The sequence below is a fragment of the Proteus sp. G2674 genome (assembly GCF_009915195.1).
In the GTDB taxonomy this organism is placed as follows: Bacteria; Pseudomonadota; Gammaproteobacteria; order Enterobacterales; family Enterobacteriaceae; genus Proteus; species Proteus mirabilis.
In genome coordinates this window covers 29861-43323 of the sequence record NZ_JAABLS010000018.1, presented here as the reverse complement: position 1 = coordinate 43323, position 13463 = coordinate 29861, and the positions used below count along the sequence as shown (strand labels likewise).

Here is a 13463-nt window from a genome sequence, read left to right as displayed (position 1 = left end):
TAGATAAGAATATAACACTGACAAATGATTACAGTGAATTAGAATATTTCTTTTTTCAATAAACCTGTTACTAGTAGACTACAACGCTGATATAGATGTATCAGCTCACTGCTGAGCCAATACATCTTATCCTTTGATGGTAAAGATTATTTAGCTGTTTTTAATTCAAATACCACGTCAACGTAATCTTTAAACTCAATGCTTTGTTGTTGATAGGTCTCTTTGACTGCTTCCGGTGACGGGGCACTTAATGCCATAGCATCCATTTTCATGCGTGCTATTGGATAAGGTGTTGCTTCTGGTGCGCGATAACTTACGCTATAAACAGCCCCTAAATCAGCACCAAACCCTTTTGCCACTGAACTTGCCTGTTGTATGGCATTTTTAATTGCCACTTCTCGTGCTTTAGCTTTGTACTGTTCTGGATCATTAACGCCAAACTCAACGTTATTAATTTCATTTAGCCCTGCTGCTAATGCCCCATCCAGTAAGGTATTAAGCTGATCAAGTTTTTTGATTTTTACATCTACGGTTCGTGTTGCTGTATAGCCATTAATCACCGAACGTTCTGCTTTTTTATCATACTCATAATTAGGCTGTGTACGAATGTTGGCAGCATCAATATCTTCTTTCGTCACACCGTTTTCTTTTAAAAAGGCAAAATATTTTGCAACACGCTCATCCACTTGTTTTTTAGCTTGAGCTGCATCTTTTGCTTTTTCACTAACCTGAATATTAAGTGTCGCCATATCAGGAGTCGCTTTAATTGTTGCATTACCTGATGTAGTTATATGGGGTCCTTCAGGTACCGCCCCGGCTAAAGCGATTGAGGGTGCTCCAAGGGCTAACATGGATGCTAATACCATTGCTTTTACTTTCACAAAAACCTCCTGACAAAAATCATGTATGGGTATTGTCACTAAATTACGGTTATAACAACATTAGCATATCTGTTGTAAAGTTCTTTCAGATTAAAAGAGGTTTTTCCATCCCTGAGCGGCCAATTGCAGAGCAATAAACCACATCACACACCCCACAAACAAGTTGATGATACGTTGAGCGGTCACTTGGCTTAAAATAGGTGAAAACCAAGCCGCTAGTAGTGATAAAGCAAAAAACCAACTTATCGATGCGAATACCGCGCCAAAAGTAAACCAAGGACGTAATTCTGCTGATAATTGCCCTCCGATACTGCCAAGCACTACAAAGGTATCAAGATAAACATGCGGATTTAGCCAAGTGACGGCAACTAAAGTTACAATCACCCGCCAACGACTTTTCACTTGATTTTTATGTTGTGATAATTCAATCTCTTTTGTAAAAGCGGTTTTAAACGCATTCCAGCCATACCACAATAAAAAAGCCACACCGCCCCAAGTGATCAGTAATAAAAGATATTCTGATTGGCTCAGTAATGCACTTCCACCAAAGACTCCCCCGCTAATTAATATCACATCACTTAAAGCGCATAAAAATGCACTCATTAAATGGTATTGTTTTTTACTACCTTGTTGCAAAACAAAGGCATTTTGCGCACCAATGGGCAATATCATTGTTGCACTTAATAAAAACCCCTGAAAAAATGTTGTTAACATGCAAAATATCCTAATAATTATTCATTAAGTTAAGAAAAATAATAAAAGGATTTTGTTATTAGAGGAAATGAATCATTCTTATTGATAATAAGAAAAACTAATAGCGGTAAAAATAAAAGAGCCACGCTTAATCGGTGGCTCTTGAGATGTGTTTTATAACAATAGTGCTTATTCTGCTTTCATCACGGTATTTTGTGCTTGATGCATATAGACATCCATTTGTGGGAATGGAATACCAATATTATTTGCATCTAGCGCGCGTTTAAAGTTTTCCATAAGATCCCAATAAACTGGCCATGCATCATCATTGGTGGTCCAAACACGTACCACAAAGTTTAATGAAGAAGGCGCCATTTCATGTAAACGTATTGTCACGCCTTGGTTATGTTGAATACGTTTATCTTGCGCAACAACATCACCGAGCACTTTTTTGACTTTATCAATATCAGCATCATAAGCAACGCCGACAATAATTTGTGTACGACGATTTGGCTCACGGCTAAGGTTAATAACCTCACTACTGATAATTTTGCTATTTGGAATAACAATGATCCGGTCATCCGCTGAACGTAATGTGGTCGAGAATATTTGTACATCTCGCACCGTACCTTCGACAGCACCAATCATCACGTATTCACCAGCACGAATTGGACGGAAGATAACAATTAAAACACCCGCTGCAAAGTTAGAGAGTGAGCCTTGTAATGCTAAACCAACCGCTAAACCTGCCGCACCAAGTACTGCGATAACAGAAGCTGTTTGAACCCCTAATCGACCTAATACTGCAATCAAAGTGAATGCAATAACAGTATAACGCACCAAGACAGACAAGAATGTCACAACAGTTGCGTCGATATGGCGTAACGTTAAGATCCGTGCAACCCCTTTACTGACCATTTTAGCGACAAAAAGACCAATAAATAGGATCAAGAATGCAGCAACGATATTCACAGCATATTGAATAAAGAGTTCTTGATTAGCAACAAACCAACCTGTCGCTTCATCTAAACTCGCAGGTAATTCATTCATTAGACCACCTTTTAAACTTATAATCCTAATAAAAAGAATAGCAACCAATAGTATATTGTGGCAGATTTATTTAATAAATATATGGGATTTGTTAACTTCTTCTATTTTCCAGAATAAATAACCGATATTTTTGTAGCATAGTAGCAAAATCATCTAATCCACAAAATGCGATACTTTCATTATCGTAGTAGCTCATCCCTTCTTCTAAATCATCGGTTTCAAAATGGAGAGTATTCGCCCTTACCATAATTTCCTCATCATCAATAGATAAGCTGTATTCTTTACCAATCAATTGCCACTGTTTCTCACTGCCTTTAACTTCGTCCATCTCAGTCAAAATTTGATCGATTAAGCTGATATCACCTTGGATCTCATCATTTAACCAATAACCAATCGCCTCATGATCCATTGAAAAACGGGCCAATATACCGCCAGTAAGATCACGCTGAAATTCATAGTCCATGGTGTATGCCCCTTAAATTAGCTGTCGCCTTTTTCTATATAAAATATCTATTGTTATTATGGCAAAAATAACAAAAAAACAGGAGGCATTGCCTCCTGTTTCAGACTGCTGAACAACGTTATATGTTGGAACGCAGTTGTAATCAATTTTTAGTGAAAAATCAAACTCAGTTATACCGTGGTTTGGAAAATCACTTGTGTTGCTTTATCTGTATATTGCTCTAGTTGGTCAAAATTGAGATAACGGTAAGTATCTTCCGCCGTTTCATCGACTTTATTGATGAAATCAAGATACTCTTGTGGCTCTGGTAGACGTCCTAACAGTGAAGCCACTGCCGCAAGCTCTGCGGATGCAAGGTAGACATTCGCCCCCGTACCTAAACGATTCGGGAAGTTACGTGTTGATGTTGAAACAACCGTTGCCCCATCCGCCACTCGCGCTTGGTTACCCATACATAATGAACATCCCGGCACTTCGATACGAGCGCCACTCTTACCAAAGACGCTGTAATAACCTTCTTCAGTCAGTTGTGCTGCATCCATTTTTGTTGGTGGTGCAACCCATAAGCGTGTCGGTAATTGACCTTTATGTTGATCAAGTAATTTACCCGCCGCACGGAAATGCCCAATATTGGTCATGCAAGAGCCAATAAAGACTTCATCAATTTTGCTGTTTGCCACTTCTGATAATAGACGAGCATCATCAGGATCGTTTGGCGCGCAAAGAATAGGCTCTTTGATTTCGTTTAAGTCGATTTCAATTACAGCCGCATATTCAGCATCCGCATCTGCTTCAAGTAATTGCGGATCAGCTAACCAATTTTCCATTGCCGTAATACGACGCTCAAGTGTACGACGATCACCATAACCTTCTGCTATCATCCATTTTAATAAGACAATGTTAGATTGTAGATATTCGATAATCGGTGCTTTATCTAATTTAATCGTACAACCCGCAGCAGAACGCTCAGCCGATGCATCAGCTAGCTCAAAGGCTTGCTCAACTTTAAGTTCAGGTAAACCTTCAATTTCTAAGATACGACCAGAGAAAATATTCTTTTTACCTTTTTTCTCAACGGTCAATAACCCTTCTTTAATCGCATAAAGTGGGATGGCATGAACCAGATCACGTAGCGTTACCCCCGGTTGCATTTTACCTTTAAAGCGTACTAACACCGATTCTGGCATGTCTAATGGCATTACCCCTGTAGCCGCAGCAAAAGCGACTAAGCCTGAACCTGCTGGGAATGAAATACCAATAGGGAAACGTGTATGTGAGTCACCACCAGTACCAACAGTATCTGGCAATAACATGCGGTTTAACCATGAGTGAATAATGCCATCACCCGGACGCAGTGAAACCCCTCCACGATTCATAATAAAATCAGGTAACGTGTGATGGGTGGTTACATCAACAGGTTTTGGATAAGCGGCGGTATGACAGAATGATTGCATAACCAAATCAGCGGAGAAACCTAAGCATGCTAAATCTTTCAGTTCATCACGTGTCATTGGCCCCGTAGTATCTTGAGAGCCAACGGAGGTCATTTTAGGTTCGCAATATTCACCAGGGCGAATACCATCACGACCACAAGCGCGTCCCACCATTTTTTGTGCAAGTGAGAAACCACGATCGCTCTGTTCCACTGCTTTGGCATGACGGAATAAAGTGCTAGGTGGTAAACCTAAGGCGCTACGAGCTTTTGAGGTCAATCCACGACCGATGATCAAAGGAATACGGCCACCCGCACGCACTTCATCAATCAGTACTTCTGTTTTTAGTGCAAAGGTTTCCAATAACTCATTGGTTTCATGGTTACGGATTTCACCTTTGTATGGGTAAATATCAATAACATCACCCATATTTAATTTAGAAACATCAACCTCAATAGGTAATGCACCGGCATCTTCCATCGTGTTGAAAAAGATAGGGGCAATTTTGCCACCCAATACAACTCCACCACCGCGTTTATTTGGTACATAAGGGATATCATCTCCCATAAACCAAAGTACCGAGTTGGTTGCAGATTTACGTGAAGAGCCTGTTCCGACAACATCCCCCACATAAGCCAGTGGGAAACCTTTTTTATTCAGTGCTTCGATTTGTTTAATCGGGCCAACGCTACCCGGTTGGTCGGGTTCAATGCCTTCGCGGGCATTTTTTAGCATAGCTAGAGCATGTAATGGGATATCAGGACGAGACCAAGCATCTGGTGCTGGTGATAAATCATCTGTATTGGTTTCACCCGTCACTTTAAACACGGTTACCGTGATTTTTTCAGCAAGTTCTGGACGTTCAGTAAACCATTCTCCATCAGCCCAAGATTGCATAATTTGTTTAGCGTAAACGTTGCCAGCTTTCGCTTTTTCTTCAACGTCATAAAAGCTATCAAACATCAATAAGGTATGAGAAAGTGCTTTTGCCGCAATAGGAGCCAGTTTGTCGTTATCTAGCGCTTCAATTAATGCATGGATATTATAGCCACCTTGCATAGTACCTAATAATTCTACGGCTTTTTCTGGCGTGATAAGCGGTGATGTTGTTTCACCTTTTGCGAGAGCCGTTAAAAAACCGGCTTTAACATAAGCGGCTTCATCAACGCCGGGTGGAACACGGTTAACAATTAAATCAAGAAGGAATTCTTCTTCGCCTTTTGGGGGGGACTTTAATAGCTCAACAAGTGCGGCTGTTTGTGTGGCATCGAGAGGTTTTGGAACGACACCTTCAGCTGCACGCTCTGCTACGTGCTTACGGTATTCTTCTAGCACGACTTTCTCCTCGCTTCTTTGTCATTTTGTATAACCCGGCTGTCTGCACCCTATCTAGTTGGATGCCAGGTCAGAGGATCTTTTGCTCGCATAAAACATCTATGGTTGTGAAATTATGCCCAGCTAAGGGCTATCAGCATAGCAAATCTTCAATACTATGTTAATTCGTTCACATAAAAGTAACATTAATCAGATTCAAATATCTATTTATTCAGATTAAAACACTTAAACAAAATATATAACAGGGTCTTTTAACCAAGGTTTAGGTTAATAACCACATTTTTTATAGTTTTTTTACGACTCGAATTAGTACTAAAGTCAAATTGCAGTACAAAAAAACAACAAGGTGATGTGATAATAATAGAATTGGTTTGATGAAATGGGAATTTATACTTTATAGCATATAAACAAGAGCCAAGCTCTTAATGAACTTGGCTCTTAACATTTACACTTTGTCTTGATTATAAAATCAACTTATTTTTTCTTTTTCGCTTTTGGATTTGGCAGGTCAGTGATGCTACCTTCAAATACTTCCGCAGCCATACCGATTGATTCGTATAGCGTTGGGTGAGCGTGGATGGTTAATGCGATATCTTCAGCATCACAACCCATTTCAATAGCTAAACCAATTTCACCTAACAGTTCACCACCGTTAGAGCCGACAATTGCCCCACCGATAACACGGTTGGTTTCTTTGTCAAAAATCAGTTTAGTCATACCATCTGCACAGTCTGATGCAATTGCACGACCAGATGCTGCCCAAGGGAAAGTTGCTACTTCATAGCTAACACCTTTCTCTTTCGCTTCTTTTTCAGTCATACCAACCCATGCAACTTCTGGCTCAGTATAAGCGATTGATGGAATAACTTTAGGATCAAAGTAATGTTTCTTACCAGAGATAACTTCAGCAGCAACGTGACCTTCATGAACACCTTTGTGTGCTAGCATTGGTTGACCAACAATATCACCAATCGCAAAGATGTGAGGTACATTAGTACGCATTTGTTTATCAACATGGATAAAGCCACGATCATCAACTTCAATACCGGCTTTACCTGCGTCTAATAATTTACCATTTGGTACACGACCGATAGCAACTAATACAGCATCATAACGTTGAGGCTCAGCAGGTGCTTTTTTGCCTTCCATTGTGACATAGATACCATCTTCTTTTGCTTCAACGGCGGTCACTTTGGTTTCTAGCATCAGATTGAATTTTTTGCTGATACGTTTAGTAAAGACTTTAACTACGTCTTTATCTGCCGCTGGGATAACTTGGTCGAACATTTCAACTACGTCAATTTGTGAACCCAACGCATGATAAACAGTACCCATTTCCAAACCGATGATCCCACCCCCCATGACCAGTAAACGCTCTGGTACTGTTTTCAGTTGTAGTGCATCTGTTGAATCCCACACACGTGGATCTTCATGTGGAATAAAAGGTAATTCGATTGGACGAGAGCCTGCGGCAACGATAGCATTTTCGAAAGTGATTGTTGTTGTACCTTCACTACCTTCAACAGACAATGTATGTGAGCCTGTGAATCGAGCTTCGCCGTTAACAACATTTACTTTACGGCCTTTAGCCATGCCAGCTAAGCCACCGGTTAACTGAGAAATAACTTTGTCTTTCCAGATGCGAATTTTGTCGATATCTGTTTTCGGTGCATCAAAAACGACACCGTGTTCAGATAATGCTTTCGCTTCTTCGATTACTTTAGCAACGTGGAGTAACGCTTTAGAAGGGATACACCCCACGTTCAGACAAACACCACCTAATGTAGAGTGACGTTCAACTAAAACTGTATCTAAACCTAAGTCAGCGCAACGGAACGCCGCGGAATAACCCGCAGGGCCTGCACCGAGAACCACTACCTGTGCTTTAATTTCAGTACTCATCGTGACCTCATTATTTATTTGTCCGGCGAGTCAGACGATAATCCATATTTAACACCGAGACTTACATACCGCATGCAGTTTACAGAAATGTTAATAAGCTGAAAAGCGCTCTAACATGACAGATCTCACAACCTAGAATGTATGACTGCAAAATCTGTCACGGCAATCAGAGAAACCGGTGCTTAGCACCGGTTTAGATGATTACATTACCAAACGACGTAAATCGCTCATGTACTGATTAATCAGAGTGATGAATCGAGCACCGTCAGCACCATCAATCACACGGTGATCGAAAGATAATGACATTGGTAACATTAAGCGTGGTACGAACTCTTTACCGTTCCAGACTGGTTTCATCGAAGAACGAGACAGTCCCATAATCGCAACTTCTGGCGCATTAACGATTGGTGCAAAACCGGTAGTACCGATACCACCAAGGCTAGAAATAGTGAAGCATCCACCTTGCATATCAGATGCAGTCAGTTTACCTGCACGTGCTTTCTTAGAAACTTCTGCTAATTCATAAGAGAGCTCTAAGATGCCTTTTTTGTTTACATCTTTAAAGACAGGTACAACTAAACCATTAGGTGTATCTACTGCGATACCGATGTTAATGTATTTTTTCAGGATCAGTTTTTGTCCATCTTCTGAAATTGAGCTGTTAAAGCGAGGCATATCAGCCAGTGCTTTAGCGGCTGCTTTCATCACGAAGACTAATGGCGTGATCTTAACATCCAGTTTTTTCTTCTCAGCTTCTTTATTTTGCTGCTTACGGAATTCTTCAACCTCAGTGATATCTGCTTCATCAAACAGATTAACATGAGGGATCATTACCCAGTTACGGCTTAAGTTAGCGCCAGAGATTTTCTGGATACGGCTTAGTTCAACTTCTTCAATTTCACCAAATTTACTGAAGTCAACTTTCGGCCAAGGCAACATACCTGGTAATCCACCACCAGCATTAGCAGGTGCAGATTCAGCACGTTTAATTAACTCTTTCACATAAGACTGAACGTCTTCACGTAAGATACGTCCTTTACGACCGGTTCCTTTAACTTTCGCTAAATTCACACCGAATTCACGTGCTAAACGGCGGATAACAGGTGTTGCATGGACATAAGCTTCGTTTTCAACAAATTCTTCTTTTGCTGCTGGTGCAGAAGCAGGCGCTTTTGCTGGAGCAGAAGGTGCTGGTGCTGCTGATGTAGACGCTGCAGGCGCTGCTGGCGCTTGTGCTGCTGGTGCGGCACCGGCAACTTCAAAGGTCATGATCAGTGAGCCTGTTTTCACTTTATCACCGACAGCAATTTTGATCTCTTTTACTACACCGGCAAAAGGTGCTGGAACTTCCATAGAAGCTTTATCACCTTCAACCGTGATCAAAGATTGCTCTTCTGCAATGGTATCACCCACTTTCACCATCACTTCGGTGACTTCAACTTCATCACCACCGATATCTGGTACATTAACATCTTTAATTGCAGAGGCTGCTGGTGCTGATGCTGCAGGAGCCGGAGCTGATGCAGAAGGTGCAGGCGCGCTACCTGCTACTTCAAATACCATGATAAGAGAGCCTGTGCTCACTTTATCACCGACAGCAATTTTGATCTCTTTTACTACGCCAGCAAAAGGTGCTGGGACTTCCATTGAAGCCTTGTCACCTTCAACCGTGATCAGAGATTGCTCTTCTGAAATGGTATCACCTACATTGACCATCACCTCGGTGACTTCAACTTCATCACCACCGATATCTGGTACATGAACTTCTTTCAGTTCGCTCGCAGCAGGTGCGGCAGCAGAAGGCGCAGGAGCGGCTTCTTGAGCGGGTGCCTGAGCACCCTCTTCAGTATCAAAGATCATGATAAGAGAGCCAGTTTCGACTTTGTCGCCCACGGCAATTTTGATCTCTTTAACAATACCCGCTTGTGGTGATGGCACTTCCATAGACGCTTTATCGCCTTCTACGGTGATCAAGGATTGTTCTTCCTCAATACGATCACCGACTTTCACCATCACTTCGGTGACTTCAACTTCATCTGCACCGATATCAGGGACTTTAATTTCAATAGACATTCACTTTACCTCTTACGCCAGACGTGGGTTTACTTTTTCAGGGTTGATGTTGTATTTTTTGATTGCTTCTTCAACAACCTTCACATCAATCTCACCACGTTTAGCTAATTCGCCTAATGCAGCAACAATCACATAAGAAGTATCAACTTCAAAGTGGTGACGCAGATTTTCACGGCTATCTGAACGACCGAAACCATCTGTACCTAAGACACGATAGTCGTCAGCTGGCACATAAGTGCGAACTTGTTCTGCAAACAGTTTCATATAGTCTGTTGAAGCAACAGCGGGTGCATCATTCATGATTTGAGCAATGTATGGTACACGAGGCTCTTCTGATGGATGTAGCATGTTCCAACGTTCACAATCTTGACCATCACGAGCCAATTCAGTGAATGATGTTACACTGTACACATCGGAACCAATACCATATTCAGTTGACAGAATTTGTGCCGCTTCACGTACGTGACGTAAAATAGAGCCAGAACCCAGTAACTGAACTTTACCTTTCGCGCCTTCCAGAGATTCCAGTTTATAGATACCTTTACGGATACCCTCTTCTGCTCCAGCTGGCATTGCTGGCATATGATAGTTTTCGTTTAACGTTGTGATGTAGTAATAAACGTTTTCTTGTTTATCACCATACATACGCTCTAAACCATCTTGCATAATGACAGCAACTTCATACGCGAAGGCCGGATCGTAAGAGATACAGTTAGGAATAGTCAGTGATTGAATATGGCTATGACCATCTTCGTGTTGTAAACCTTCACCGTTTAGCGTTGTACGACCTGAAGTACCACCAATTAAGAAACCGCGTGCTTGTTGGTCACCCGCAGCCCAACATAGGTCACCAATACGTTGGAAACCAAACATTGAGTAGTAGATATAGAATGGGATCATTGGCAAGTTGTTAGTGCTGTAAGATGTTGCAGCCGCTAACCAAGATGCACCCGCACCCAGTTCGTTAATACCTTCTTGCAGGATCTGACCTTTAACGTCTTCTTTATAGTAAGCAACTTGCTCACGATCTTGAGGCGTATATTGCTGGCCATTCGGACTGTAGATACCGATTTGACGGAACAGACCTTCCATACCGAAAGTACGTGCTTCATCAGCAATAATAGGGACTAAACGATCTTTAATAGATTTGTTTTTCAACATTACGTTCAACGCACGAACGAATGCGATAGTAGTAGAAATCTCTTTAGATTGCTCTTCTAATAACTGGCTGAAATCTTCCAGTGTAGGAATTTCTAATTTTTCATCAAAACGAGTACGACGAGCAGGTAAGTAACCTTCTAGTTCCTGACGGCGAGCATGCAGATATTTGTACTCTTCTGAATCTTTATCAAAAGTGATATAAGGCAGTTCTGCTACTTTCTCATCGCTAACAGGGATATTGAAACGATCACGGAAATGTTTCACACCGTCCATGTTCATTTTTTTCACTTGGTGAGCGATGTTTTTACCTTCTGCCGTTTCACCCATACCATAACCTTTGATGGTCTGAGCTAAAATAACGGTTGGTTTATCTTTGGTTTCTTTGGCTTTTTGGAATGCCGCAAAAACTTTCTTCGGATCGTGACCACCACGGTTTAACGCCCAAATTTCGTCATCAGTCATATCTTTAACTAATGCGGCAGTTTCTGGGTAACGATTGAAGAAATGCTCACGAACATAAGCACCGTCGCGAGATTTGAAAGTCTGGTAGTCACCATCCAGTGTTTCATTCATTAACTGGATCAGTTTACCGGAAGTGTCTTTACGTAGTAGTGCATCCCAACGGTCGCCCCACATCACTTTGATCACGTTCCAGCCAGCACCGGCGAAGATACCTTCTAATTCGTTAACAATTTTGCCGTTACCTGTAACTGGGCCATCAAGACGCTGTAAGTTACAGTTAACCACGAAGCACAGGTTATCTAATTTTTCGCGTACAGCGATAGTGATAGCACCTTTAGATTCTGGCTCGTCCATTTCACCATCACCTAAGAACGCATAAACACGTTGCTTAGTGGTATCTTTTAAGCCACGGTGATCTAAGTATTTCAAGAATTTTGCTTGATAAATCGCAGATAGTGGCCCCAAGCCCATTGAAACGGTTGGGAACTGCCAGAATTCAGGCATTAATTTAGGGTGTGGATAAGAGGATAAACCTTTACCACCAATTTCTTGACGGAAGTTATTTAATTGCTCTTCAGTCAGACGCCCTTCTAAGAATGCACGTGCGTAGATCCCCGGAGAGATATGACCTTGGAAGTAAACTAAGTCACCGCCATCATTGTCATTATGAGCACGGAAGAAGTGGTTAAAGCAAACTTCATATAAAGTTGCAGAAGACTGGTATGACGCCATGTGCCCGCCGAGTTCCAAATCTTTTTTGGACGCGCGCAGAACCATCATTACTGCGTTCCAGCGAATAGCAGAACGGATACGACGTTCCAATTCCAGATTGCCAGGGTAAGCGGGTTCATCTTCAACAGGAATAGTATTGATATAATCACTGTGTACAGAGCCACCTAAAGCAATATCAAGACCGCCATTACGGGCTTGTTTTAATACCTGATCAATCAGGAACTGTGCACGCTCAACACCTTCTTCACGGATGACCGAGTCGATCGCTTGTAACCAATCGCGAGTTTCGATCGGATCCACGTCATTTTTCAGCATATCTGACATGGTGTATTCCTTATCTGTTATCTGTTTCTAATGGTTATAGGAGCCTATCTTCCCGTGATACCACGGGGATATGACGGGAAGATAGGCCCTGCTGTTATTACCGCTACCCCTGAATATTGCAGGGAGATAGGTAGTACAGACTCAGCGGTCAGGATCTGTGCTACTAAAATAAATCAGGATGTTGTTGGAGCCGGCGCAAAGAACGCTCACGACGAGTATGTTCACGACTCATATCCAACAAAACATCTTCAATAAAGGCCAGATGGCGGTGTGAAGCTTCACGGGCGGCTTCTGGCTCTCTATTAATAATCGCCTGATAAATCTGTGTGCGATGCTCACTTACAGCAGTTAACATCTCTTTACGTGTATAAAGAAACTCAAAATTTTGTCGGATATTCTGCTCAAGCATTGGCACCATACACCTTAATAAGTGTAGCAAAACGACATTATGAGCAGCTTCCGTAACGATTAATTGGTATTGCAATACCGCATCCGACTCCGCCGCGATATCCCCTTTATCATGAGCATCAATAATGCGAGCATGACTGGCTTTAATACGCTCAAGATCATCATCAGTACCGCGTAATGCAGCATAATAAGCCGCAATACCTTCAAGGGCATGGCGTGTTTCTAACAGATCAAATTGAGATTCTGGATGCCCACTGAGGAGTTGAGCGAGAGGATCGCTAAAGCTTTGCCAAAGGTTATCTTGCACAAAGGTTCCACCACCTTGGCGGCGTAATAAAAAACCTTTTGCTTCCAATTTTTGGATTGCTTCACGCAATGAAGGACGCGATACATCAAATTGCTTTGCCAGCTCACGTTCAGGCAGGAGTTTTTCCCCCGGACGTAGGGTGCCTTCTAAAATAAGATGCTCAAGTTGTTGTTCTATCACATCAGAAAGCTTTGGTTGGCGGATCTTTGTGTAAGCCATATTGCTAGAAGCCATTATTG

The 13463-nt window shown here is 41.8% G+C and carries 9 protein-coding genes; all 9 read right to left on the bottom strand.

What is annotated here, in order from left to right; all coding sequences use genetic code 11:
• Positions 1 to 146 precede the first annotated feature (146 nt).
• The 9 genes from GWI58_RS08620 to pdhR all read right to left on the bottom strand — a co-directional run bounded on the left by GWI58_RS08620 (position 147) and on the right by pdhR (position 13443).
• Complete coding sequence (locus tag GWI58_RS08620) at positions 147 to 881, bottom strand: oxidative stress defense protein (RefSeq protein WP_004248538.1); 735 nt, start codon at positions 879 to 881, stop codon at positions 147 to 149.
• Positions 882 to 971: 90 nt separating this feature from the next.
• The gene (gene argO, locus GWI58_RS08615; RefSeq protein ID WP_161769086.1) at positions 972 to 1595 is read right to left on the bottom strand and encodes an arginine exporter ArgO; all 624 of its coding nucleotides are present in this window, start codon (positions 1593 to 1595) and stop codon (positions 972 to 974) included.
• A 168-nt stretch (positions 1596 to 1763) separates the two neighbouring features.
• The gene (gene mscS, locus GWI58_RS08610) at positions 1764 to 2624 is read right to left on the bottom strand and encodes a small-conductance mechanosensitive channel MscS (RefSeq protein WP_004248539.1); all 861 of its coding nucleotides are present in this window, start codon (positions 2622 to 2624) and stop codon (positions 1764 to 1766) included.
• A gap of 91 nt (positions 2625 to 2715) precedes the next feature.
• A complete protein-coding gene (locus GWI58_RS08605) occupies positions 2716 to 3087 on the bottom strand; it encodes a YacL family protein (RefSeq protein WP_004244066.1) in 372 nt (123 codons plus the stop codon).
• A gap of 170 nt (positions 3088 to 3257) precedes the next feature.
• On the bottom strand, positions 3258 to 5855 hold the full coding sequence (gene acnB, locus GWI58_RS08600; RefSeq protein ID WP_004244067.1) for a bifunctional aconitate hydratase 2/2-methylisocitrate dehydratase: 2598 nt from the start codon (positions 5853 to 5855) through the stop codon (positions 3258 to 3260).
• A gap of 474 nt (positions 5856 to 6329) precedes the next feature.
• A complete protein-coding gene (lpdA, locus tag GWI58_RS08595) occupies positions 6330 to 7757 on the bottom strand; it encodes a dihydrolipoyl dehydrogenase (protein ID WP_004244077.1) in 1428 nt (475 codons plus the stop codon).
• Between the two features lie 201 nt (positions 7758 to 7958).
• On the bottom strand, positions 7959 to 9830 hold the full coding sequence (gene aceF, locus GWI58_RS08590; RefSeq protein WP_017827184.1) for a pyruvate dehydrogenase complex dihydrolipoyllysine-residue acetyltransferase: 1872 nt from the start codon (positions 9828 to 9830) through the stop codon (positions 7959 to 7961).
• Positions 9831 to 9842: 12 nt separating this feature from the next.
• On the bottom strand, positions 9843 to 12509 hold the full coding sequence (gene aceE, locus GWI58_RS08585) for a pyruvate dehydrogenase (acetyl-transferring), homodimeric type (protein WP_004244080.1): 2667 nt from the start codon (positions 12507 to 12509) through the stop codon (positions 9843 to 9845).
• 163 nt (positions 12510 to 12672) lie between these two features.
• Positions 12673 to 13443 (bottom strand): pyruvate dehydrogenase complex transcriptional repressor PdhR, encoded by a 771-nt coding sequence (gene pdhR / locus GWI58_RS08580; RefSeq protein WP_012368227.1) that lies wholly within the window; start codon positions 13441 to 13443, stop codon positions 12673 to 12675.
• Positions 13444 to 13463: the final 20 nt, after the last annotated feature.

Excerpts from the sequence above, each read along its gene's own strand:
- argO (WP_161769086.1), bottom strand. The coding sequence starts at position 1,595 with ATGTTAACAACATTTTTTCAGGGGTTTTTATTAAGTGCAACAATGATA.
- mscS (WP_004248539.1), bottom strand. The coding sequence starts at position 2,624 with ATGAATGAATTACCTGCGAGTTTAGATGAAGCGACAGGTTGGTTTGTT.
- GWI58_RS08605 (WP_004244066.1), bottom strand. The coding sequence starts at position 3,087 with ATGGACTATGAATTTCAGCGTGATCTTACTGGCGGTATATTGGCCCGT.
- lpdA (WP_004244077.1), bottom strand. The coding sequence starts at position 7,757 with ATGAGTACTGAAATTAAAGCACAGGTAGTGGTTCTCGGTGCAGGCCCT.
- aceF (WP_017827184.1), bottom strand. The coding sequence starts at position 9,830 with ATGTCTATTGAAATTAAAGTCCCTGATATCGGTGCAGATGAAGTTGAA.
- aceE (WP_004244080.1), bottom strand. The coding sequence starts at position 12,509 with ATGTCAGATATGCTGAAAAATGACGTGGATCCGATCGAAACTCGCGAT.
- pdhR (WP_012368227.1), bottom strand. The coding sequence starts at position 13,443 with ATGGCTTACACAAAGATCCGCCAACCAAAGCTTTCTGATGTGATAGAA.